Origin of the sequence: Pseudomonas sp. ICMP 3272 (genome assembly GCF_001466905.1) — a bacterium.
GTDB classification, from domain to species: domain Bacteria; phylum Pseudomonadota; class Gammaproteobacteria; order Pseudomonadales; family Pseudomonadaceae; genus Aquipseudomonas; species Aquipseudomonas amygdali.
Genome location: NZ_LKEK01000097.1, coordinates 106,904 through 130,585, shown reverse-complemented (window position 1 = coordinate 130,585; position 23,682 = coordinate 106,904). Strand labels below are relative to the sequence as shown.

The 23,682-nt window shown below is 59.9% G+C and carries 20 protein-coding genes and 1 riboswitch; of the genes, 8 read left to right on the top strand and 12 right to left on the bottom strand.

The genetic code is table 11. The features are described 5' to 3' along the window. From AO068_RS23995 to AO068_RS23985, 3 genes are all read right to left on the bottom strand, one after another. Nucleotides 1-960 carry an AAA family ATPase gene (locus tag AO068_RS23995; protein WP_002554476.1) on the bottom strand — a complete coding sequence of 320 codons (960 nt, stop codon included), beginning with the start codon at nucleotides 958-960 and terminating at the stop codon, nucleotides 1-3. A 210-nt stretch (nucleotides 961-1,170) separates the two neighbouring features. Further along, nucleotides 1,171-1,917, bottom strand: a complete 747-nt coding sequence (locus tag AO068_RS23990; protein WP_058409657.1) for an amidohydrolase family protein — start codon at nucleotides 1,915-1,917, stop codon at nucleotides 1,171-1,173. A gap of 46 nt (nucleotides 1,918-1,963) precedes the next feature. Beyond that, entirely contained in the window at nucleotides 1,964-2,323 is a 360-nt protein-coding gene (locus AO068_RS23985) for a hypothetical protein (RefSeq protein WP_057402596.1), read from the bottom strand. A 368-nt stretch (nucleotides 2,324-2,691) separates the two neighbouring features. Here AO068_RS23985 and AO068_RS23980 point away from each other — a divergent pair, with 368 nt between their 5' ends. Next, nucleotides 2,692-7,551, top strand: a complete 4,860-nt coding sequence (locus AO068_RS23980) for an NAD-glutamate dehydrogenase (protein ID WP_058409656.1) — start codon at nucleotides 2,692-2,694, stop codon at nucleotides 7,549-7,551. 86 nt (nucleotides 7,552-7,637) lie between these two features. Here the strand turns inward: AO068_RS23980 and mntP are convergent, their stop codons facing one another. Then, on the bottom strand, nucleotides 7,638-8,207 hold the full coding sequence (gene mntP / locus AO068_RS23975; RefSeq protein WP_058409655.1) for a manganese efflux pump MntP: 570 nt from the start codon (nucleotides 8,205-8,207) through the stop codon (nucleotides 7,638-7,640). 6 nt (nucleotides 8,208-8,213) lie between these two features. Then, nucleotides 8,214-8,379: riboswitch (yybP-ykoY riboswitch) on the bottom strand. A 107-nt stretch (nucleotides 8,380-8,486) separates the two neighbouring features. Further along, nucleotides 8,487-11,087 (bottom strand): bifunctional aconitate hydratase 2/2-methylisocitrate dehydratase, encoded by a 2,601-nt coding sequence (acnB, locus tag AO068_RS23970; RefSeq protein WP_005731348.1) that lies wholly within the window; start codon nucleotides 11,085-11,087, stop codon nucleotides 8,487-8,489. A 402-nt stretch (nucleotides 11,088-11,489) separates the two neighbouring features. On the opposite strand from acnB, the gene AO068_RS23965 reads away from it, so the two are divergent. The 5 genes from AO068_RS23965 to AO068_RS23945 all read left to right on the top strand — a co-directional run bounded on the left by AO068_RS23965 (nucleotide 11,490) and on the right by AO068_RS23945 (nucleotide 16,185). Next, on the top strand, nucleotides 11,490-11,960 hold the full coding sequence (locus AO068_RS23965; RefSeq protein ID WP_002554470.1) for a DUF1289 domain-containing protein: 471 nt from the start codon (nucleotides 11,490-11,492) through the stop codon (nucleotides 11,958-11,960). An 84-nt stretch (nucleotides 11,961-12,044) separates the two neighbouring features. After that, entirely contained in the window at nucleotides 12,045-12,656 is a 612-nt protein-coding gene (locus tag AO068_RS23960; protein ID WP_058409654.1) for a tRNA-(ms[2]io[6]A)-hydroxylase, read from the top strand. Nucleotides 12,657-12,809: 153 nt separating this feature from the next. Then, nucleotides 12,810-13,298, top strand: coding sequence for a MarR family winged helix-turn-helix transcriptional regulator (locus AO068_RS23955; RefSeq protein ID WP_058409653.1), 489 nt, complete (start codon nucleotides 12,810-12,812; stop codon nucleotides 13,296-13,298). A gap of 76 nt (nucleotides 13,299-13,374) precedes the next feature. Continuing rightward, a complete protein-coding gene (locus AO068_RS23950; RefSeq protein ID WP_058399936.1) occupies nucleotides 13,375-14,583 on the top strand; it encodes an HlyD family secretion protein in 1,209 nt (402 codons plus the stop codon). 63 nt (nucleotides 14,584-14,646) lie between these two features. Further along, nucleotides 14,647-16,185 carry a DHA2 family efflux MFS transporter permease subunit gene (locus tag AO068_RS23945; protein ID WP_005731352.1) on the top strand — a complete coding sequence of 513 codons (1,539 nt, stop codon included), beginning with the start codon at nucleotides 14,647-14,649 and terminating at the stop codon, nucleotides 16,183-16,185. A 184-nt stretch (nucleotides 16,186-16,369) separates the two neighbouring features. On the opposite strand, the gene AO068_RS23940 is transcribed toward AO068_RS23945, so the two are convergent. Next, nucleotides 16,370-17,824, bottom strand: a complete 1,455-nt coding sequence (locus tag AO068_RS23940) for a TrkH family potassium uptake protein (protein ID WP_058409652.1) — start codon at nucleotides 17,822-17,824, stop codon at nucleotides 16,370-16,372. A gap of 173 nt (nucleotides 17,825-17,997) precedes the next feature. On the opposite strand from AO068_RS23940, the gene AO068_RS23935 reads away from it, so the two are divergent. Beyond that, on the top strand, nucleotides 17,998-18,558 hold the full coding sequence (locus AO068_RS23935) for a nitroreductase family protein (protein WP_058409651.1): 561 nt from the start codon (nucleotides 17,998-18,000) through the stop codon (nucleotides 18,556-18,558). On the opposite strand, the gene AO068_RS23930 is transcribed toward AO068_RS23935, so the two are convergent. The 6 genes from AO068_RS23930 to AO068_RS23905 form a co-directional block, all read right to left on the bottom strand. After that, the gene (locus AO068_RS23930; RefSeq protein WP_058409650.1) at nucleotides 18,555-19,904 is read right to left on the bottom strand and encodes a sensor histidine kinase; all 1,350 of its coding nucleotides are present in this window, start codon (nucleotides 19,902-19,904) and stop codon (nucleotides 18,555-18,557) included. The genes AO068_RS23935 and AO068_RS23930 overlap by 4 nt on opposite strands. Nucleotides 19,905-19,979: 75 nt before the next feature. Further along, complete coding sequence (locus tag AO068_RS23925; RefSeq protein WP_058399939.1) at nucleotides 19,980-20,492, bottom strand: Spy/CpxP family protein refolding chaperone; 513 nt, start codon at nucleotides 20,490-20,492, stop codon at nucleotides 19,980-19,982. 109 nt (nucleotides 20,493-20,601) lie between these two features. Beyond that, nucleotides 20,602-21,279, bottom strand: coding sequence for a response regulator transcription factor (locus AO068_RS23920; protein ID WP_002554461.1), 678 nt, complete (start codon nucleotides 21,277-21,279; stop codon nucleotides 20,602-20,604). Nucleotides 21,280-21,286: 7 nt separating this feature from the next. Further along, nucleotides 21,287-21,700 carry a hypothetical protein gene (locus AO068_RS23915; RefSeq protein WP_058399941.1) on the bottom strand — a complete coding sequence of 138 codons (414 nt, stop codon included), beginning with the start codon at nucleotides 21,698-21,700 and terminating at the stop codon, nucleotides 21,287-21,289. Nucleotides 21,701-21,842: 142 nt separating this feature from the next. Beyond that, nucleotides 21,843-22,142 carry a YciI family protein gene (locus AO068_RS23910; protein ID WP_058409649.1) on the bottom strand — a complete coding sequence of 100 codons (300 nt, stop codon included), beginning with the start codon at nucleotides 22,140-22,142 and terminating at the stop codon, nucleotides 21,843-21,845. Nucleotide 22,143: 1 nt separating this feature from the next. Continuing rightward, the gene (locus AO068_RS23905; RefSeq protein ID WP_002554458.1) at nucleotides 22,144-22,740 is read right to left on the bottom strand and encodes a septation protein A; all 597 of its coding nucleotides are present in this window, start codon (nucleotides 22,738-22,740) and stop codon (nucleotides 22,144-22,146) included. A 65-nt stretch (nucleotides 22,741-22,805) separates the two neighbouring features. Here AO068_RS23905 and AO068_RS23900 point away from each other — a divergent pair, with 65 nt between their 5' ends. Next, nucleotides 22,806-23,669, top strand: a complete 864-nt coding sequence (locus AO068_RS23900; RefSeq protein ID WP_058409648.1) for a PHP domain-containing protein — start codon at nucleotides 22,806-22,808, stop codon at nucleotides 23,667-23,669. Nucleotides 23,670-23,682 lie beyond the last annotated feature (13 nt).

Sequence of the window (23,682 nt, the reverse complement as noted above, 5' to 3'; positions counted from 1 at the left end):
TCAGGCGACGGCCACGACGTCGAGGATGCGCTGAATCACGCGATCCTGATCGATACCGGCAGCTTCGGCTTCGAACGACAGGATGATCCGGTGGCGCAATACATCGAACAGCACTGCCTGAATGTCTTCGGGGCTGACGAAGTCACGTCCGGCCAGCCAGGCATGTGCGCGGGCGCAGCGGTCCAGCGAAATGGAACCACGCGGGCTGGCACCGTAGGCAATCCACTCGGCCAGTTCCGGGTCGAACTTGGCCGGGGTCCGGGTGGCCATGACCAGTTGCACCAGGTACTCCTCGACCGCATCGGCCATGTACAGGCCGAGAATTTCCTTGCGTGCGGCAAAGATCGCCTGCTGGCTGACACGGCGTTCCGGCTTGGTTTCGCCATTCAGGGCTTCGCCACGCGCCTGTTGCAGGATCTTGCGTTCGACGGCGGCATCCGGGAAACCGATCTTGACGTGCATCAGAAAGCGATCGAGCTGGGCTTCGGGCAACGGGTAAGTGCCTTCCTGCTCGATCGGGTTCTGGGTGGCCATGACCAGAAACAGCGGTGACAGGTCGTAGGTGCTGCGGCCCACGCTCACCTGGCGTTCGGCCATGGCTTCGAGCAGCGCCGACTGAACCTTGGCCGGCGCACGGTTGATTTCGTCGGCAAGCACCAGGTTGTGGAAGATCGGCCCTTGCTGGAACACGAAGCTGCCGGTTTCCGGGCGATAGATTTCCGTACCGGTAATGTCGGCAGGCAGTAGGTCAGGGGTGAACTGAATGCGGTGGAACTGTGCTTCGATGCCTTCTGCCAGTTCCTTGATGGCCTTGGTCTTGGCCAGGCCGGGTGCGCCTTCGACCAGCATGTGGCCGTCGGCAAGCAGGGCGATGAGCAGGCGTTCGATCAGCTTTTCCTGGCCAAGGATCTGCGTTGAAAGAAAGGTTCGCAGCGCAATCAGCGCTTCACGATGTTCCATCGGTGACGGTTCCTGGCAGGGTGATCAGCTGTGTCTGGTGACTGCTGAGCTGGGGGCGATACTTTAATCCATCCAGGCAGGTATCGACTAACGACTACCGCGTTTTTTATTGCATTTAGAGACGCATACGTCATTTGGCTGGGAATTGCCCTACATGTTCTGTGTATGAGCATGTAGGAAGATGGGCTCAGGCCGTCGAGTGCGAAAGGGTTAGAGCCGATAGAATTCAGCCGCGTTATCCCACAACGCCTGACGAGCGCCGTCTTCACCCAGTGCGTCGATCAGCAATTCGATATCGTCAGGCTGGAAAGGGCGGGGCGCTCGCGTGGAGGGCAGGTCAGTGCCGAACATCAACGCATTCGGATTGGCGGCATGGATATCCCTGAGTGCTTCGCGCACCGGGAAGTCAACGCGTCCAAAACCACAGGCCTTGACCCGCACACCGCGCTCGGCAAGACGCAGCACCACGGGCAATCCTTCGGCGCTCAATCCCAGGTGATCGATGCTGATCGCTGGCAACTGCAGCAGGCGGGTTTCGATTTCTGCCAGTTCTCGGGAGTCTATGTACAGCTCCGAATGCCAGCCAGCGCGTTCATGGACCCGCACGGCCAGCGCTTCCAGCTGGTCGAGCTGCTCCGAGCCGCCGCGCTTGAGGTTGAAGCGCAGAGCGCGCACGCCTGCGGCATTGAGGGTGTCCAGTTCTGTATCGGTGACGCTGGCGGGCAGTTGAGTGACACCGACGAAGCCCGGCCCCAGCAAGCGTAGCGCCTCAAGCAGGTAACCCTGATCAAAGCCCTGAAAGGAGCCGGACACCACCGCGCCACCCTGAACACCCAGAGGCTGGACTGTTGCAAGGTAGTCACCGACGCCGAACGGGTCCGGCAGGTAGCCGTTATTGGCGATCAGCGGGAAATGCGGGTCGATGATGTGACAGTGGGCATCGAAAATGCGGTTCATGACGGGCTCCTGTACGGCGAAGTACTCACTCTAGCGGTTTTGCCCGTTAACTGATCGTGCTGGTGTACTCGCCCACGTTTTCAAGAATGATCTGTAACGTTTGGTGAACATCCTGCAGCTCGGCTGCGTCGGTGCTGTGGAGAATTTCATACTGGTGATGGCCATCGAGCTGCTTAGCGTCCTCCGGGGTGATTTCCACCAATAGACGCTCGGCACTGAAGCTGACTTTCAGGCTGGACACATTCAGTGACTTTTCATCGCTGACAGTGATTTCCACTTCATTCTCGTCCGGGAAGCGGGTCAGGGAAAACAGCACGCCGTTCTCTGCGTGGCAGCAAAGCAGCGCCATGTCGTCGTATTCGTCGTCGCACGGGTTGGCGATGAGGCTGGCGGTCTTGATTTGCATGGTGGGGCTCCGGGTCTAAGCAGTTGAGGCGTGAGGTGGATTTTGCCAGTCCCGAGTCAATTTTGTCGGGGGATGTTGGCACCATCGTGCGTATTTTAACGCGACCTGATGACCGAATATGTCGCAGCCTCGTAAGCAGCACGCCGTCAGCTCTCGTTAAGCTGCATGGCAGACGAGTGGTGTACGGTGTCGGATGCGCGCAGTTTTTTTTATTCCCGCATTCAAATGTGACTACCCTGACACAGCGCGCGTTAGTACTTTAGCTTTACACTCGATCAGGTTATGCCCACGCAATTGAATGTAAGGGCACACCGGTCGCAACACCTTCTTCAAGCCTCCCCAATAAAAGCCAAAGCGGAGTACCACAGATGGCGTTCTTCACCGCAGCCAGCAAGGCCGACTTCCAGCATCAACTGCAAGCGGCACTGGCTCAGCACATCAGCGAACAGGCACTGCCACAAGTGGCGCTGTTTGCCGAGCAATTCTTCGGCATCATTTCCCTCGACGAACTCACCCAGCGGCGTCTGTCCGACCTGGCAGGCTGCACCTTGTCCGCATGGCGCCTGCTGGAGCGTTTCGAACATGCTCACCCGCAGGTCCGGGTCTACAACCCTGATTACGAGCGCCACGGCTGGCAGTCGACTCATACTGCCGTTGAAGTGCTGCATCACGACTTGCCGTTTCTGGTCGACTCCGTGCGTACCGAGCTGAACCGTCGCGGTTACAGCATCCACACCCTGCAGACCACCGTACTGAGCGTGCGTCGCGGCGCTGCTGGCGAACTGTTGGAGCTGCTGCCCAAGGGCACCACCGGCGAGGACGTGCTGCAGGAATCGCTGATGTACCTGGAGATCGACCGCTGCGCCAACGTCAGCGAGTTGAATGTGCTGGCTCGCGAGCTGGAGCAGGTGCTGGGCGAGGTGCGTGCTGCCGTCGAAGACTTCGGGCCGATGAAAGCGCGTCTGCACGAGCTGCTGGCCAGCATCGATGCCAACGAGTCCAACACCGATGTCGAAGAGAAGGCCGAGATCAAGGTCTTCCTGCAATGGCTGGTAGATAACCACTTCACTTTTCTGGGCTACGAAGAGTTTGAAGTGCGCAACGACGCCGAAGGCGGCCAGTTGGTCTACGACGAGTCGTCCTTCCTGGGCCTGACCCGACTGCTGCGCCCGGGCCTGACCCGCGAAGAGCTGCACATCGAAGACTACGCAGTGAAATACCTGCAAGAGCCGGTGCTGCTGTCGTTTGCCAAGGCTGCGCATCCTAGCCGCGTACACCGTCCGGCCTACCCGGATTATGTATCGATCCGGCAGATCGACGCCTCGGGCAAGGTCATCAAGGAATGCCGCTTCATGGGCCTGTACACTTCGTCGGTTTACGGCGAGAGCGTACGGCAGATCCCGTATATCCGTCGCAAGGTCGCAGAAGTCGAGCGCCGTTCCGGCTTCGACGCCAAGGCGCACCTGGGCAAGGAACTGGCGCAGGTCGTCGAAGTGCTGCCCCGTGACGACCTGTTCCAGACGCCGGTGGACGAGTTGTTCACCACGGTCATGTCCATCGTGCAGATTCAGGAGCGCAACAAGATTCGCGTGTTCCTGCGCAAGGACCCGTACGGCCGTTTCTGCTACTGCCTGGCTTATGTGCCGCGCGACGTGTACTCCACCGAAGTGCGTCAGAAGATCCAGCAGGTATTGATGGATCGCCTGAAAGCCAGCGATTGCGAGTTCTGGACGTTCTTCTCTGAATCCGTGCTGGCGCGCGTGCAGTTGATCCTGCGGGTCGATCCGAAGGTCAATCTGGACATCGACGTTGCCCAGCTCGAAAACGAAGTCATTCAGGCCTGCCGCTCGTGGAAAGACGATTACGCCAGTCTGGTGGTCGAGAGCTTTGGCGAGGCCCACGGCACCAACGTGCTGGCCGATTTCCCGAAAGGTTTCCCGGCCGGCTACCGCGAGCGCTTTGCTGCGCATTCGGCGGTGGTCGACATGCAGCACGTGCTGAGCCTGAGCGAAACCAATCCGCTGGTGATGAGCTTCTATCAGCCACTGGCCGGTGGCCGCCAGCAATTGCATTGCAAGCTGTATCACGCCGACACGCCGCTGGCACTGTCCGATGTGCTGCCGATTCTTGAAAACCTCGGGCTGCGTGTACTGGGCGAGTTCCCGTACCGTCTGCACCACGCCAATGGTCGCGAATTCTGGATTCATGACTTCGCCTTTACCTATGGCGAAGGTCTGAACCTCGATATCCAGCAGCTCAATGACACCTTGCAGGATGCGTTCGTGCATATCGTGCGCGGCGACGCTGAAAACGATGCGTTCAACCGTCTGGTGCTGACTGCCGGCCTGCCGTGGCGCGACGTGGCCCTGCTGCGTGCTTATGCGCGCTACCTGAAGCAGATTCGTCTGGGTTTCGATCTGGGCTATATCGCCAGCACCCTGAACAACCACACCGGCATTGCCCGCGAGCTGACGCGTCTGTTCAAGACCCGTTTCTACCTGGCGCGCAAGCTGGGTTCCGATGATCTTGATGACAAGCAGTTGCGCCTGGAACAGGCGATTCTGACTGCCCTGGACGACGTTCAGGTGCTCAACGAAGACCGCATCCTGCGTCGTTATCTGGACCTGATCAAGGCCACCCTGCGGACCAACTTCTATCAGGCTGATGCCAACGGGCATAGCAAGGGCTACTTCAGCTTCAAGTTCAACCCGCGCCTGATCCCCGAGTTGCCAAAGCCGGTGCCCAAGTTTGAAATCTTCGTCTACTCGCCGCGCGTCGAAGGCGTGCACCTGCGCTTCGGCAACGTGGCGCGTGGAGGCCTGCGCTGGTCGGATCGCGAAGAAGACTTCCGTACCGAAGTGCTGGGCCTGGTAAAAGCCCAGCAGGTGAAGAACTCGGTCATCGTGCCAGTCGGCGCGAAGGGCGGTTTTGTGCCGCGTCGTCTGCCGACCACCGGCAACCGTGATGAGGTGCAGGCTGAAGCGATTGCCTGCTACCGCATTTTCATCTCGGGGCTGCTGGACATCACCGACAACCTCAAGGAAGGCGTGCTGGTGCCGCCGGTCAATGTGGTGCGTCATGACGACGATGACCCGTATCTGGTGGTTGCCGCCGACAAGGGCACCGCGACCTTCTCCGACATCGCCAACGGCATCGCCATCGACTACGGCTTCTGGCTGGGTGACGCGTTCGCGTCCGGTGGTTCGGCCGGTTATGACCACAAGAAGATGGGCATCACCGCCAAGGGCGCGTGGGTAGGCGTGCAGCGTCACTTCCGTGAGCGCGACATCAATGTGCAGCAGGACAGCATCAGTGTGATCGGCATCGGCGACATGGCCGGTGACGTATTCGGCAACGGCTTGCTGATGTCCGACAAGCTGCAACTGGTTGCCGCATTCAACCACCTGCACATTTTCATCGATCCAAATCCGGACCCGGCCAGCAGCTTTGTCGAGCGCCAGCGCCTGTTCAATCTGCCGCGCTCGTCCTGGACCGACTACGACACCAGCATCATGTCCGCTGGCGGCGGGATCTTCCCGCGCAGCCTCAAGAGCATCGCCATTACCGAGCAGATGAAGGCGCGCTTCGACATCAAGGCTGACAAGCTGACCCCGACCGAATTGCTCCACGCGCTGCTCAAGGCTCCGGTCGATCTGTTGTGGAACGGCGGTATCGGCACCTACGTGAAGTCCAGCGAAGAGTCGCACGCCGACGTGGGCGACAAGGCCAACGATGCGCTGCGCGTCGATGGCAACGAGCTGCGCTGCAAGGTGGTGGGCGAGGGCGGCAACCTGGGCATGACCCAACTGGGCCGTGTCGAGTTCGGCCTCAATGGCGGCGCGACCAACACCGACTTCATCGACAACGCCGGTGGTGTGGACTGCTCCGACCACGAAGTGAACATCAAGATCCTGCTCAACGAGGTGGTGCAGGCCGGTGACATGACCGAGAAGCAGCGCAACCAGTTGCTCGAAAGCATGACCGACGAAGTGGGCCACCTGGTGCTGGGTAACAACTACAAGCAGACTCAGGCACTGTCGCTGGCAGCACGCCGCGCTTACGAGCGGATTGCCGAATACAAACGTCTGATGAATGACCTGGAGGCCCGTGGCAAGCTCGACCGGGCCATCGAGTTCCTGCCTGCCGAAGAACAGATTGCCGAGCGCGTGGCGGCCAAACAGGGCTTGAGTCGTGCCGAGCTGTCGGTATTGATCTCCTACAGCAAGATCGACCTCAAGGAAGCATTGCTGGAATCCCGTGTGCCGGATGACGATTATCTGGCGCGCGATATGGAAACTGCGTTCCCGCCATCGCTGGGTGCCAGATTTTCAACGGCCATGCGCAGTCATCGTCTGAAACGCGAAATTGTCAGCACGCAGATCGCCAACGATCTGGTCAACCACATGGGCATCACCTTCGTGCAGCGGCTCAAGGAGTCGACCGGCATGAGTGCTGCGGCTGTGGCCGGTGCTTACGTGATTGTGCGCGACATCTTCCACCTGCCGCACTGGTTCCGTCAGATCGAAGCGCTGGACTACAAGGTTTCCGCCGAGATCCAGCTGGCGCTGATGGATGAACTGATGCGTCTGGGGCGTCGTGCGACGCGCTGGTTCCTGCGCAGTCGCCGCAACGAGCTGGATGCCGGTCGTGACGTGGCGCACTTCGGTCCGCACCTTGCTGCACTGGGCCTCAAGCTTGACGAGTTGCTGGAAGACGGGCCTACCCGCGAGATCTGGCAGACGCGTTATCAGGCTTATGTCGAAGCCGGTGTGCCGGAACTGCTGGCGCGTATGGTGGCGGGTACGACGCACCTGTACACGCTGCTGCCGATTATCGAAGCCTCCGACGTGACCGGGCAGAACGCTGCCGACGTGGCCAAGGCGTACTTTGCCGTGGGCAGCGCGCTGGACATCACCTGGTACTTGCAACAGATCAGCAGCCTGCCGGTGGAAAACAACTGGCAGGCCCTGGCGCGTGAAGCGTTCCGTGACGATGTTGACTGGCAACAGCGGGCGATCACCGTGTCGGTCCTGCAAATGGCTGACGGTCCTTCGGAAATCGATGCGCGTCTGGCCCTGTGGCTGGAGCAGCACTCGCTGATGGTCGAGCGCTGGCGTGCCATGCTGGTCGAGCTTCGTGCGGCAAGCGGCACGGATTACGCCATGTACGCCGTTGCCAACCGTGAGCTGCTGGACCTGGCCATGAGTGGGCAGGCCCTGACGGTCTGACCGCTGTCGTAGCAAGGCCGTAAGCAAAAAAACCGCATCGAAAGATGCGGTTTTTTTGTGCGTGGTTACAGGCTTCAGGCTGTCGATCAAGCCGCTGACAGATGCTCGTACAGAATCGTCGCGCCGACGATGATCAATACGATGCCGCCGACGATTTCAGCGCGCTTGCCGACCATGGTGCCGAGCACCCGGCCCAGCATCACCCCGATGGTGACCATTACCGTGGTTGCCATACCAATCGCCAGGGCGGCAATCACGATATTGACGTCGACAAATGCCAAACCTACGCCGACCGCCAGTGCATCGATGCTGGTGGCGAATGCGGTGACGGCGAGAATCCAGAACGAGTGCTGGCCGGGTTTTTCCTGCTCTTCATCGTCATCGTGTTTGATGCCGTTGTAGATCATGTGCAGGCCCAGTACCAGCAACAAGGTGAAGGCAATCCAGTGGTCCCAGCTTTCAGCGAAGCGGGCGGCGACCTGGCCGATGCCCCAACCGATCACCGGGGTGATGGTCTCGATAGCGCCGAATATCAAACCGGTACGCAACGCTTCGATAAAGCGCGGTTTATGCAGGCTTGCTCCTTTACCAAGGGCCGCAGCAAAGGCGTCCGTGGACATGGCAAGCGCGAGAAAGAGGAGGGAAATCGGATTCACGGTTATATCCAGTCGGGCTATGAGTCAACGACGCAACCACACGCCCGACTTTAGGCATGGATGCATCGTTGGTCTCGCCAACCAGAAGGTGTTCGCACCACGGCATGCTGCCGAGAATGTTGATGCGAACGCTCTGTGACCGGAGTCAAGAGCAGGCTACTCCCCAACAAGGGCCGCCACTATAGCCATGTGAATGTGAAAAATATATGTACGTGTTCGATTGAGGGCAAAAAAAACCCCATCGCGAGGATGGGGTTCTTATGGTGCCTGCTTTCGTGCTTACACTTGAACGGCCGGGATGTTGGCGTTCGCAGCGGCTTCACGGAACTCGGCGATCTGATCGAAGCTCAGGTAGCGGTACACGTCCGCTGCCATGGTGTCGATCTGGTTGGCGTAGCCCATGTACTCTTCGACGGTCGGCAGGCGACCCAGAATCGAAGCAACGGACGCCAGCTCGGCGGAGGCCAGATAGACGTTCGCGCCGTCACCCAGACGGTTCGGGAAGTTACGGGTCGACGTCGACACTACGGTCGAGTTCGGTTCTACGCGTGCCTGGTTACCCATGCACAGCGAGCAGCCCGGCATTTCCATACGCGCGCCAGCTTTACCGTAGATGCCGTAGTAGCCTTCTTCGGTCAGTTGGTGAGCGTCCATCTTGGTCGGCGGCGACAGCCACAGACGCGTCGGCAGCTGGCCCTTGACCTGATCCAGCAACTTGCCCGCAGCGCGGAAGTGGCCGATGTTGGTCATGCAGGAGCCGATGAACACTTCGTCGATCTTCTCGCCCTGTACCGAAGACAGCAGGCGGGCATCGTCCGGGTCGTTCGGCGCGCAGAGCACAGGCTCTTTGACGTCGGCCAGATCGATTTCGATGATTTCGGCGTACTCGGCGTCCTTGTCGGCTTCCAGCAGCTCCGGGTTGGCAACCCAGGCTTCCATCGCCTGAGCACGACGCTCCAGGGTGCGCGGATCACCGTAACCCTGTTCGATCATCCAGCGCAGCAGGGTGATGTTCGAATTCAGGTATTCGATGATTGGCTCTTTGGCCAGCTTGATGGTGCAACCGGCAGCCGAACGCTCGGCAGAGGCGTCGGACAGCTCGAAAGCCTGCTCGATGCTCAGGTTGTCGAGGCCTTCGATTTCCAGGATGCGGCCGGAGAATGCGTTCTTCTTGCCTTTCTTCTCTACGGTCAGCAGGCCAGCCTGAATCGCGTAGTAAGGAATGGCGTGAACCAGGTCGCGCAGGGTGATGCCGGGTTGCATCTTGCCCTTGAAGCGAACCAGGATCGACTCAGGCATGTCCAGCGGCATGACGCCGGTGGCAGCGGCAAACGCCACCAGACCGGAACCGGCCGGGAAGGAGATACCGATCGGGAAGCGGGTGTGCGAGTCGCCACCGGTGCCGACGGTGTCCGGCAGCAGCATGCGGTTCAGCCAGCTGTGGATGATGCCGTCGCCCGGACGCAGGGAAACGCCGCCGCGGGTCATGATGAAGTCAGGCAGCGTGTGGTGCGTCTTGACGTCGATAGGCTTTGGATAGGCTGCAGTGTGGCAGAACGACTGCATGACCAGGTCGGTCGAGAAGCCCAGGCATGCCAGGTCTTTCAGCTCGTCGCGGGTCATCGGGCCAGTGGTGTCCTGGGAACCGACGGTGGTCATCTTCGGCTCGCAGTAGGTGCCAGGACGAACGCCTGCAACGCCGCACGCCTTGCCGACCATCTTCTGCGCCAGGGTGTAACCCTTGGTGCTTTCGGCTGGCTGGTCAGGGGTCTTGAACAGGTCGAACTCAGGCAGGCCCAGTTCGGCGCGCGCCTTGCTGGTCAGGCCGCGACCGATGATCAGCGGAATACGGCCGCCTGCGCGAACTTCGTCGAGCAGCACCGGAGTCTTCATTTCGAAAGTGGTGATGACTTCGTCGCTGTCGTGCTTGCACACCTTGCCGGCGTACGGGTAAACGTCGATCACGTCACCCATGTTGATGTTCGAGACATCGAATTCGATTGGCAGGGCGCCGGCATCTTCCATGGTGTTGTAGAAGATCGGGGCAATCTTGCTGCCGAAGCAGAAACCACCGGCACGCTTGTTCGGTACGTAAGGAACGTCGTCGCCGAAGAACCACAGTACCGAGTTGGTTGCCGATTTACGCGAGGAACCGGTACCGACCACGTCGCCGACGTAGGCAATAGGGAAACCCTGACCGCGCATTTCTTCGATCTGTTTCATCGGGCCGATAGAGCCCTGAACGTCTGGAACGATGCCGTCACGGGCCATTTTCAGCATGGCAAGGGCGTGCAGCGGGATGTCTGGACGGGACCAGGCATCAGGTGCCGGGGACAGGTCGTCGGTGTTGGTTTCGCCGGTGACCTTGAAGACGCGCAGGCTGATCTTGTCGGCCAGCGTCGGACGCTTCTTGAACCACTCGCCGTCAGCCCAGGACTGCAGGACAGCCTTGGCGTGAGCGTTGCCGTTTTTGGCTTTTTCGGCCACGTCGTGGAAGGCATCGAACATCAGCAGGGTGTGCTTGAGCTGTTCGGCGGCGACCGGCGCGAGGGTGGCGTCGTCGAGCAGTTCAACCAGGGTGACGATGTTGTAGCCGCCCTGCATGGTGCCCAACAGTTCGGTTGCACGTTTTTTGTCGATCAGGGGAGAAGTGGCTTCGCCCTTGGCCAGGGCAGACAGGAAACCGGCCTTGACGTAAGCGGCTTCGTCAACGCCTGGCGGAACGCGGTTGGTGATCAGATCGACAAGGAAAGCTTCTTCGCCAGCCGGGGGATTCTTCAGCAGCTCGACCAGGCCTGCAGTTTGTTCGGCGTTAAGCGGCTGGGGCACGATGCCCTGGGCGGCACGCTCTTCGATGTGTTTACGGTAGGCTTCAAGCACAGTATTAACCCTCATCAGTGGTCCCAAATGGGTGTCCGGGACGCTCATCCAGAAATCGTCCGTACCCACGCAAGGCTTATTGAGCCTTGTTGGCAGGGTGTCGGCGATTCCTAACAGAAGCTGTTTTCAAAGTTTTACGCCTGCAGAACGGGGGGAGTGACGGTCGACACGGCCATTCTTGATGAGGGAATGGCCTGTCGACGCCGCAATGCGGGGTTAACCTGACTGTGCTCGTGACGCTTTGAAAACAGCTTCCAACGGACATTGGCGCCTTAAAAGGCTCGCTGATTCTACGCCAAAACTTCGCTAAAGGTAAGTTAGCCCCTACATCTTCGGGGGTGAACTTGCTTAGACAAAGGGCTAACATGAGCCCCTGTTTCGCCTTCCCCAGTCCTGCCTGACATGCCCGATTACATTATCAAAACCCCCTGCGTCGGCCTTTGCTCCACTGTTTACGGGGACCTGGTGTGCCGTGGCTGCAAGCGGTTCCACCACGAGGTCATCCACTGGAACGGCTATAACGAGGATGAAAAAAGAGCGGTCTGGCTGCGTCTGGAGCAACTGCTGGTCCAGGTGATGACTGCCAAGCTCGAAGTCTTCGATGCCGACAAGCTGCGTGCGCAGCTGACCCAGCGCAAGATCCGCTTTGTGCCACACCAGTCCGAATACTGCTGGGCTTACCAGTTGATCGCCCGTGGCGCACGGGTCATCAGCCAGGTCGAGGCCTACGGTTTCGTGTTGTTGCCGGAGTTTCGCGACTGGACGCTGCCGGAACTGCGCGATGCCATCGACCGCGAGTTTTTCCTGCTCTCCGAGGCGCACTATCAGCGCTATATCGCGCCGGGCTTTCTGCGCGACGCATTCGGCGCGTGACAAAACCGGCATGCTTTTGTGTCGCGAGGTACCGTGGCTCCTCGTATAATGCGCGGCCGTGCCTCTCCGTCATTCTGTGAGCCTATGTACCCGATCCCTGAAATCGAAGCCTTTCTGCTTTGCCGCACCCCCGACAGCTGGGTCCAGGCCGCGCTGCGCAATCTGGACATCCTGCTGATCGACCATGCGAACAACGAGAAGAAGGCCGCCGGGGCTGCGTTCCAGTTCATGTTTCAGTACAACGACAAGTTCGACCTGTTGAGCAAGATGTCGCGTCTGGCCCGGGAAGAGCTGCGCCACTTCGAGCAAGTCATCAGCATTATCAGAAAGCGCGAGATCCCCATGGCCAACATCAGCTCGGCCCGTTATGCCGGAGCGCTGCGCAAGCTGGTGCGCAATCACAACCCCTACCGGCTGACCGATGCGCTGATCGTCGGTGCCATCGTCGAGGCTCGTTCCTGTGAGCGATTCGCCGCGCTGGTGCCGCATCTTGACGAAGAGCTGGCCAAATTCTATGGCGGTCTGCTGAAGTCCGAAGCGCGGCACTTTCAGGATTACCTCAAGCTGGCTTACAGCTATGGCGACAAGGCTGATATCGATGCCAAGATCGAGGAGATCCGTCTGGCCGAGCGTGAGCTGATCGAAAGCCCTGACGAAGAGTTCCGCTTTCACAGTGGCGTCCCTGTCGCCGCCTGATTCCTCTCGCACGTCCGCCCCCCAAAACGACCGCCTTGCCAGCGGTCGTTTTTTTATGGGGATTTAGTAAGCACACTAATAAATGCTTTGACAACGGCTGCCTAGGCAGTAATATTTTGCAATCACTGCCTAGGCAGCTATCTGGGTCAATCCGTGAAACATTTCAGCCCCGACAATTTCGAATCCAGCCTCATCGGGCTGCTGGTCGGTCGTACCAATGCGCTCAAAGACCGCATGCTCGACAAGTACCTGCTGCCCTATGACGTGACGTTCGCGCAGTTCAAGGTGCTGATCATCATTGCCCAGTTTTCTACCGATACCCCCGTGGAATTGTGTCGGCACCTGTCACTGGACAGCGGTTCGATGACCCGCATGCTCGATCGTCTGGAACAGAAAGGGCTGGTGGTGCGCAAGCGCTCCGCGACCGATCGTCGTCAGGTGCGTCTGGCGCTGACCGAGCAGGGACAGGCGCTTTCCGATCTGTTGCCGCAGATTGGCGCCGACGCGATGAATGACACGTTCGCCGCGCTCGACAGTGAAGAGGTCGAGACCCTGACAAGGATTCTCACCAAAGTACTGGTGGCCGCCGATGACCACATCACCCTGACTCGTCTGAGCTTCAACCCCAAAGCTAAAAGCTGAGCGGCAGACCTGTCGGCAGGCGTGCGCCTGCCCCTCGTCCCTGTCTCGCCGCTTCGCTGATAAAAAGGTAACTGCCATGGCCACTGCCGCCACTGAAAACACATCTGCCCCGTCCTCACAGCAAACGCCGAAGCCCGGCAAGCGCAAGTTCCTGCTGATCGGGCTCGCCGTCATCGTCGTGATTCTTGGTTTGGCCATCTGGGCCTGGTACGAGTTTTACGGCCAATGGAGCGAAGAGACTGATGACGCCTACGTGAATGGCAACGTCGTCGAAATCACCCCGTTGGTCACCGGAACCGTTATCAGCATTGGTGCCGATGACGGGGATCTGGTGCACGAAGGGCAGGTACTGCTCAAATTCGACCCGAGCGATGCCGAAGTCTCGCTGCAAAGCGCCGAGGCCAATCTGGGCAAGGTTGTACGTCAGGTGCGTGGTTTGTACAGCAATGTCGATGGCATGAAGGCACAACTGGCTGCGCAGCGTACCGCCGTGCAGACCGCTCAGGAGAACTATAACCGGCGGCGCAGTCTGGCCGCGGGCGGGGCGATTTCCCAGGAAGAGCTGTCGCATTCCAGAGACAGCCTGACCAGCGCGCAAAGTGAGTTGAACAATATTCAGCAGCAATTGAGCACCAGCGTGGCGCTGGTCGATGACACGGTTGTCTCTTCACATCCCGACGTCAAGGCTGCTGCCGCCCAGTTGCGTCAGGCCTTTCTGGCCAATGCACGCAGTACGCTGGTAGCGCCGGTCACCGGTTATGTGGCCAAGCGCAGCGTGCAACTGGGCCAGCGCATTCAGCCGGGCACCGCGACCATGGCTGTGATCCCGCTGGATCAGTTGTGGATCGATGCCAACTTCAAGGAAACCCAACTGGGCAAGATGCGCATTGGTCAGCCGGTGGAAATCAGCTCCGACCTGTATGGCAGCGATGTGAAGTACAGCGGCACTATCGACAGCCTGGGGGCTGGCACCGGCAGTGCCTTTGCGCTGTTGCCGGCACAGAACGCGACGGGTAACTGGATCAAGATCGTCCAGCGTGTGCCGGTCCGTGTACATATCAACCCTGAAGAGCTGGCGAAGCATCCGTTGCGCATCGGTCTGTCGACCACCGTCGAGGTCAATCTGCATGACCAGAGCGGTCCGGTGCTGGCGCAACAGCCGCGCAAGCAGGCCGCTTTCAGTACTCAGGTTTACGCCGCGCAGCTGGCCGACGCTGATGCGTTGATCGCCCGTCTGATTCACGAGAACAGTGCTTCCAGTGGCAAGACTGCCGTTCAGCGCTGAACCGCCAATCCGTGAACCCCGGCCGCTTGGCCGGGGTGTCGCACTCGTCTTCAGGGATTTGCGATGAGCAACAACGCCCCCGCTTCTTTCACCCCGCCAAGCCTGTTGCTGTGCACCATCGGTCTGTCGCTGGCGACCTTCATGCAAGTGCTCGATACCACGATTGCCAACGTGGCGTTGCCGACCATCGCCGGCAACCTGGGGGTCAGCTCCGAGCAGAGCACCTGGGTTATTACCTCGTTCGCAGTCAGCAACGCGATTGCCTTGCCGCTGACCGGCTGGCTCAGTCGCCGCTTTGGCGAGGTGAAGCTGTTTCTATGGGCCACCATTCTGTTCGTGATGGCGTCGTTTCTGTGTGGCATTTCCCAGTCCATGCCGGAACTGGTGGGGTTCCGGGCGTTGCAGGGCATGGTGGCCGGTCCTCTTTATCCGATGAGCCAGACATTGCTGATCGCGGTTTATCCTCCGGCGAAAAGGGGCATGGCGCTGGCATTGCTGGCGATGGTGACGGTGGTTGCGCCTATCGCCGGGCCGATCCTCGGTGGCTGGATCACTGACAGTTACAGTTGGCCGTGGATTTTCTTTATCAACATCCCCATCGGCCTGTTCGCTGTGCTGGTGGTGCGTTCGCAGATGGCTAAAAGGCCGGTCAGCACCGCTCATCAACCGCTGGATTACATCGGCTTGCTGGCCTTGATTGTCGGTGTCGGCGCGTTGCAGATAGTGCTCGACAAAGGCAATGATCTGGACTGGTTCGAGTCGAACTTCATCATCTTCGGTTCGCTGATTTCGCTGGTCGCGCTGGTCTTCTTCGTGATTTGGGAAATGACCGACAAGCATCCGATCGTCAACCTGCGGCTGTTTGCCTACCGCAATTTCCGTATCGGTACGCTGGTCATGATCGGCGGCTATTCAGGCTTCTTCGGTATCAACCTGATTCTGCCGCAGTGGTTGCAGACCCAGATGGGTTACACCGCGACCTGGGCGGGGCTGGCCGTCGCACCGATTGGCATCCTGCCGGTGCTGATGTCGCCCTTTGTCGGCAAGTACGCGCACAAATTCGACCTGCGTCTGCTGGCAGGGCTGGCGTTTCTGGCGATGGGGCTGAGCTGTTTCATGCGTGCCGGCTTCAACACTGACGTGGACTTCGAGCACGTGGCAATGGTGCAGTTGTTCATGGGCATTGGTGTGGCGCTGTTCTTCATGCCCACCCTGAGCATTCTGCTGTCCGACCTGCCGCCCAATCAGATCGCCGATGGTTCAGGGCTGGCAACCTTCCTGCGCACCCTGGGCGGCAGCTTCGCAGCCTCGCTCACCACCTGGATCTGGATTCGCCGCGCCAACCAGCATCATGCCTACCTGAGTGAAAACATCAGCACCTTCGACCCGACAACCCGGCATGCCCTCGACAGCCTGGGCGGCGCGAGCCCGCAGGCCTACGCCCAGCTGGAACGCACCCTCAACGCGCAGGCCTACATGATGTCCACGGTGGACTACTTCTACCTGCTGGGCTGGGTATTTGCGGGGCTGATTCTGCTGGTCTGGCTGGCCAAACCGCCGTTTGGTGCCAAGGCGGGGCCAGCGGCGGGGGGCGGGCACTAGTTGCTTATGCGCCTGACTGAACCGTGCCTTGGCCAAATTGCCCCAAGGCGCTTTTCAACCGCGATGGCATTGACGACGCAGAGTGCGACTGCATTACTGCGCGGAGCGTGGGAACGATAAATCAAATGCCGTCTTCGCGAATAAGCGAAGCGTCGTCTGGTCCGCTCCTGCGCCCAGCCAGACCTCAATGCCGCCAGAACGCCGGTACACACAGCACCAGCACGGTAATGATCTCCAGTCGGCCAAGCAGCATGCCGCCGGACAGAATCCACTTGGCAGCATCGGGCAGGGTAGAGAAGTTGCCCGCAGGCCCAATCACCTCGCCCAGCCCCGGCCCTACGCCGGACACAGTGCTGGCAGCGCCGGTCAGTGCAGTCATCCAGTCCAGCCCGAGCAGCGACAGCATCAGTGCGATCAGGCAGATAGTGATGGTGAAGAAAAACGAAAAGGTCAGAATCGAGCGAACGATTTCGTCGTCCAGTCGATGGCCGTTGTATTTCTGCTTCATCACCGCGCGTGGGTGAATCAGTTGATTAAGGTTGGTCTTGAGCAGGATATAGGCGACCTGAAAGCGGAAGATCTTCACCCCGCCCGCCGTCGAGCCCGAACAGCCGCCGATGAAACCCAGATAGAAAAACAACATCAGCGAGAAGTTGCCCCACAGGCTGTAGTCACCGAGTGCAAAACCGGTAGTTGTCACCACCGACGTCACGTTCAGCGCCACGTGACGCAGCGTCTCGGTCCACGGCAGGTCGGTGGTGTTGGCGTACCAGACAGTCATTACCAGCCAGGTGACCAATAGCAGCCCGATCAGCCCCTGCACCTGCTCATCCTTGATCAACGCCTTGCGATTACCGCGCAGGGTCGCGACATACAGGGTAAAGGGCAGGCTGCCGAGGATCATCACCACAATCGCGACCCAATGCACCGCAGGCTGCGGCCACTTGGCCAGCGACAGGTCGGAGGTAGAGAACCCGCCCGTGGAAATGGCCGACATCGCATGGTTGATCGCATCGAACAGGCTCATGCCCGCCGCCCAGAAGGCCAGGCTGCCCAGCGCGGTAAAGCCGACATAGGCCAGCACAATGAACTTGGCCACCATGTGCGAGCGGGGCATTACCTTTTCCGAGCGGTCCGAGGATTCGGTCTGGAACAGGCGCATGCCACCAATGCGCAGCAACGGCAGAATCGCCACGGCCATACCGATGAAGCCGATACCGCCAAGCCAGTGCAGCATCGAACGCCAGATCAGAATGCCCGGTGACATGCTGTCCAGATGGCTGAGCACGGTGGAACCGGTGGCGGTGATGCCTGACATGCTTTCAAAGAACGAATCGGTGTAACTGATGTGCTGGGTCAGCAGAAAGGGCAGGGCGGCGAAGATGCACACCACGATCCAGCTGGAGACGGTCAGCATGTACATGTCCCGCGGGCGCAACTGGACGTTGTCGGGGCGTCCGGGCACCACCAGCGCCAGGCCGGCGATAAAGGTGATGGCACTGGCCCACAGAAACTCGCGCAGGTCCTCGAAACGGTCGTAGATGACCAGCGTGGCCATGGGCACGATCATGGCGACAGCCAGGGTGATCAGGAAGATGCCGATAATGAAACCGATGATGCGAAAGGTCGGCAACGACATGAATGGCTCGGGCGGGTGTGAGGGAAGGCGCCATTCTACCCGCGCTTGAAGGCATGTAAACCAGTGCAGCCAGGGGCAAGGTTCGACAGAGTGGGTAAGGAATTGTCCGTCGCACTCGTTATTGACGGTAAACAGGCTCTAGAATGCTCGATCACTTTTCAAGGAGACCGCCCATGCAGGCGCTCGACGTTTTGCTCAATCGCGTATCGGTTCCGCGACTGGTCGACCCGGCCCCGGATGCTGCGCAGCGGGAAATCATGTTCGGTGCGGCGCTGCGCTCACCGGATCATGGACAGCTCAAGCCTTATCGTTTCCTGACCGTCGAAGGTACGGCCCGTGAGCGTATGGGCGAGCTGTTGGTGGAAGCGCTGCAGCAAAGTAGCGGTGAGATTACCCCGCAGGCGCTGGAAAAGGCCCGTCTGGGACCGTTGCGCGCACCCTTGGTCGTGGTGGTGATCGCTCGCTTGCAAGACCATTTCAAGGTTCCGCGTTCGGAACAGATGATCACCGCCGGGTGCGCCGCCCACGGCGTGTTGCTGGCGGCATATGCACTGGGTGTCGGCGCGGTCTGGAGGACGGGTGAGCTGTGCTATACGCCACACGTCGCCAAAGGGTTCGGGCTTGAGGCCGACGAAGAGGTGATTGGCTTTCTATACCTCGGCACCCCGCAGAACCCGCCGCGCGAAGCCCCGAAAGTCGACGTTGGCGGGTTTGTCAGCGAGTGGCAAGGCTAAACAGATGATGAGCTGAGCGGTTCTCTGGGCAGATCCAGCGTGGCAATGAAGCCGCCGTCCGGGTGATTGCCCAGCATCAGAGTGCCGCCATGTCGCTCCGCTGCGCGTTTGGCGATCGCCAGCCCCAAGCCGTGACCGGGCGTGGTCTGGCCGGGGGCGCGATAAAACGGCTCGCCCAGTTGCGCAAGGTGCTCTTCGGCAACGCCTGGGCCGTGATCGCGAACACTCAGGCGGACCTGACTGTCGACCTGGCTCGCCTGCAGATCAATGCGCTGCCCTGTGGGGTTGAAGCGCAAAGCGTTGCGCAGCAGGTTATCCAACGCCCGTTCGATCATGTCCGGCCAGCCCTTCAGGTGCAGGTCATGCTGCACCTGGACGCGAATGTTCTGGTCGACACCGTCCAGTTGCGTGTCGTTTTTCAAGCGTTGCAGAAGTGCATCGAGGTCCACGGGTTCAGGGCCACGAAGCTCTGCGTCGAGGCGCGCCAGGGCCAGAATCTCGCTGATCAGCGCTTCCAGCCGGTCGCATTCGCGGCCTAGACGCGGCCAGAGCTTTTCACGCTCGGCAGGCTCCGCACGTTCAGCCAGCGCCAGGGCGATACGCAGCCGGGCCAGTGGCGAACGAAGTTCATGTGACACATCACGCAACAGCTGCCGCTGGCTGCCGATAAGGCTTTGCAGGCGTGCGCCCATACGGTTGAAGTCAGTGGCCAGCACGCCGAATTCATCACGCCGGTTGGCCAGTTGGCCGAGGCTGTGCTGTTGATAGCTGGTCTGCCCCAGATCATGCACCGCGCCGCGCAGACGGCTCAGCGGTCGGGTGATCGAGAGCGTTACGAACAGGCTGAAAAGGGTCAGCACCACCAGCGCAATACCCAGCGCACTCAGCGGCCACATCAGGCTCTGACGGTGCCACTCGTCGAGCTCCGGGTGCGGAACGCGGTAGATGAACAGGTACGTTTCACCGGTTTTCGGACTGCTGTATTCGGTTGCCAGACGGCGCCAGGGCAGTTTGCGGCCCTGATCCTCGTCGGCCTGCTGGCGCGCTTCGAGCGCAGCGGCGCGTGGCGGGAAAGTGCCACGCACCATAGGCTCGCCGCTGTCGCTCAGCACCTGAACATCGATACGATTGCGTCGTTTGATATCCTGAAGGAAATCCTGAGCGTTATCCGCGCCCTTTTCTTCGAAGCGTTGGGTCCATTGTTCCGGCAGTGAGTTGAGCACCGGATGACGATTGAGAATCCATGCATCCTGATTGAGCATGTGCCCGACGAGCACCGACAGGCCTCCCACCAGAGCAATGGCCAGCCAGAAGCTGGCCAGGATTCGCCAGAACAATGAACGCACAGGATTCCCTCGATNGCCCGGCATGCGTATGCATGCCGGGTCTGGTTCAAGTCATCTGGCCAGACGGCCTGACCATTACTGCATCTTTGCAGCTTTTTCCGCTTTCCAGGCTTTGAATTCGGCCCATTCGGCGCGACGCTCGTCCTGCCGTTTCTTGATTTCGTCGAACTGCTTCTGCTGTTCAGGGCTCAGCAGTACACGAATGGCGCTGTCGGTCTCGGCGCGCTTGGCATTGATTTCGTTGTACATCGCTTTCTGCTCGGGGGCAGGCATCTTGTCCAGATAGCGTTGAGTGATCTCATGGTGTTCGTGCTTCTGCTCGCGCATCAGCCGGTCGATCTGCTGACGCTGTTCACGGCTCAGGTCCAGGTCTCGCAGAGGGCCGGGGCCTCGACGCATTTCCGGACCAGGGCCTGGCTCGCCCATAGGGCCGCGACGCATGTCTGGACCTGGGCCACGATCAGGACGATCAAGGCGCATTGCCGGCGCATCTGCGTCAGGGCCACCCGCTGGCGGAGGTGGTGGTGCAGCCATGACAACGGTGGGCAGGGCAGTGGCGAACATCAAAGCGATCAGGGTCTTGCGCATGGTGTATCTCCTTGTCTCTAGTGCGGCTCGATGCCGATGAGCCCAGTTTAGGGAGATCAAGGTCAAGCGCAGTCAGCGCTTGGTAAAGCTTGTGTAAGGGGGCAGATACTTACAAAGCATAATAATAGCCGCGGCTGCGCAGGGCGACGATGCGTGGGCGACCGTCAGCGTGAGGGCCGATTTTCTTGCGCAGGTTGCTGACGTGCATGTCCAGGCTGCGGTCGTAGAGCGTCAGTTTGCGGCCCAGCGCCAGTTGCGCCAGTTCCTGCTTGTCCAGTGGTTCGCCGGGCTGGCGCATCAGTGCTTCAAGCAGACGGCTTTCGGAGACGGTGAGGGTCAGTTCCTTTTCGTCGACACTGACCACGCCGCGCATCGGGCTGAAGGTCAGGTCGCCCAGTTCCAGTTGCGTAGACGACGCCACCGGGTGACTGCGACGCAGCACGGCGCGCAGGCGCGCGGTGAGCTCACGCGGGTCGCAGGGTTTTGCCAGGTAGTCATCAGCGCCCAGTTCAAGGCCCAGAATGCGGTCCAGCGGTTCGCCGCGTGCCGAGAGCATGACCACCGGCAGGTCCGGGTGGTCATTGCGCAATTGCTTGAGCAGTTCCAGGCCGCTGCCATCAGGCAGCATCACGTCCAGCACCACGGCCGCCGGAGCTGCATCGGCCAGAGCCTGACGCGCACTGGCCCCGTCGTGACAGGCGCGCACCTGAAAGCCTTCCTGGCTCAGCCAACTGCTCAGCAGTTCGCACAGCTCCTGATCATCATCAATTAGTAACAGCTCGCTCATGACTCACTCAATTTAGCCACTGCCGACGTTGCCTACGCCAACCGCTGACCAATATACCGCACAGAAGGGCGAACATCGCAACGCCACCGCCTGCGACGAACCATTGTTGTTGCTCGGTCAGCAAGCGAGGAGGCGCTGCCGACAGTGCTTCTTTGAGCTGCAACTTGAGCTTTTGGTTCTCTTGGCGCAAACGTGTCAACAAGGCGTTGTCGCGTTCCGGATCGACGTTTTGCAACTGCCGTGTCAGCTCGTCGCGCTGACGCTCGCTGTCCTTGAGCCGCAACTGAAGGTCGGCAATCTGATTGGCGGGGCTGGGCAGGTGCAAAGGCTGCACTGCGCCGCTCTCAGTGACCGTCTCGGCGTTCACCTGAAACCCTGTCGCCATCAAAACTGCCAACAGACACCACGTACCTGAACGCATCTGAACTCCCTTTTACCGAGCCGTATAAATTCGCACATTGAGCAGGGTATCGGCAGGGTGTCAGGAAGGATGAGCAAGAGGCGGGGTTCAATACGGCTATGCCTCGGTTGAGGCAGAGCCGTAAGGGTGTCAGAGGAGGTGATCAGGGCAGGACGAGCTTGAATGGCTTGACCACGACATTGGCATAAACGCCTGCCGCAACATATGGATCGGCTTCGGCCCACGCCTTGGCGGCGCTTTGCGATTCAAACTCGGCCACGATCAGGCTGCCGCTGAAACCGGCAGCACCCGGGTCGTTGCTGTCGACTGCCGGGTGTGGACCGGCCAGTACCAGACGGCCTGCGTCCTTGAGCGCGTGCAAGCGCTCAAGGTGTGCCGGGCGCACGCTGAGGCGTTTTTCCAGCGAGTTTTCGACGTCGGTGGCGATGATTGCGTAGAGCATGTCAGTCCTCGGATTTGGTCGTATTGGGAGCGGTGTCGTGCAGATGGCGTGACAGGTAGATCCCTTGGCCGACCAGGAAGATCAGGGTCATGCCCAGGCTGCCGAATACTTTGAAGTCGACCCAGAATTCCTGATAGGTGAAGGCCACGTACAGGTTGGCCGCGCCGCAGAACAGGAAGAATACGATCCAGGCGATGTTGAGCCGGGTCCAGATCGCCGCTGGCAGGGTCAATGCGTGGCCCATGATGCGCTGGATAAGCGGGCGGTCACCGATGAAATGACTGCCGGCGAAAGCCACGGCAAATAGCCAGTTGACCACCGGGGCTTTCCATTTCAGGAAGGTTTCGCTGTGGAAGGCCAGTGTCAGACTGCCAAACACCAGACAGGCGACCAGTGTGAGCCACTGGCTTTTTTCCAGCTTGCGCTGTTTGAGGTAAAGAATGCCGTAGACCACCACCGAACTGATGATCAGCATCGCCGTTGCGCTGAAAATGCCGCCTACCATATAAGTATTGCCGAGGATATCCACGGCACGCGGCTCGGTTTTGTAAACGATGAAAAACAGGAGCAGCGGGATGAAGTCAATGAATTGTTTCACAATGGCAGCCAGAAGCAGGATGTGGCGGCATAATAACAAACATCAATGAACACGAAAGCACCACTATGAATGTTGACCTGCACTGCCACAGCACCGCTTCCGACGGGGCGCTCTCGCCCACGGCACTGGTTGCCCGTGCTCATGAAAACGGCGTGCGCGTCCTTTCGCTGACCGACCACGACACCCTCGAAGGGCTTGAAGAAGCCCGCGCGGTAGCGCATTCATTGGGCATGCAGCTGGTCAACGGTGTGGAGCTGTCCTGCACCTGGGGCGGTGCGACCATCCATATTCTGGGCTATGGATTCGATACCCAGGCCCCGGCGCTGACTGAAGCTATCAGCCGTTTGCATGAGGGACGCTGGCTGCGTGCTGAAGAAATCAGCCGCAAATTGGCGATCAAAGGTATGCCTGGCGCGCTGGAAGGTGCTCGCGCGATCCAGCAGGAGCTGGGTGACAGCGGTAATGCGCCTGCGCGTCCACACTTTGCTGACTTCATGGTGCGCGCAGGTTTCGTCAAGGACCGCGCCGAGGCGTTTCGCAAATGGCTGGGTGCTGGCAAACTGGGCGATGTGAAGCAGCACTGGCCAACGCTGGAAGAAACCGTCGCCACCTTGCGGGCATCGGGTGCATGGGTCAGCCTCGCGCATCCTTCACATTATGACTTTACTCGCAGTAAACGGCGTAAACTGGTCGGCGATTTCGTCCAGGCCGGTGGGCACGCCATAGAAGTGGTCAATGGCATGCAGCCTGCCGATCAGGTCGGGACCCTGGCCATCCTTGCACGCGAGTTCGGTCTGCTGGTTACTGCCGGCAGCGACTTCCACGGTCCTGGCAACTGGGGCGAGATCGGCACTTATCGTCCCGTGCCTGAAGATCTACCGCCTTTGTGGTGCAGATTCAAATATGAACAGCCTACTGCCGCCGTCTGAACAGGAAGTTACC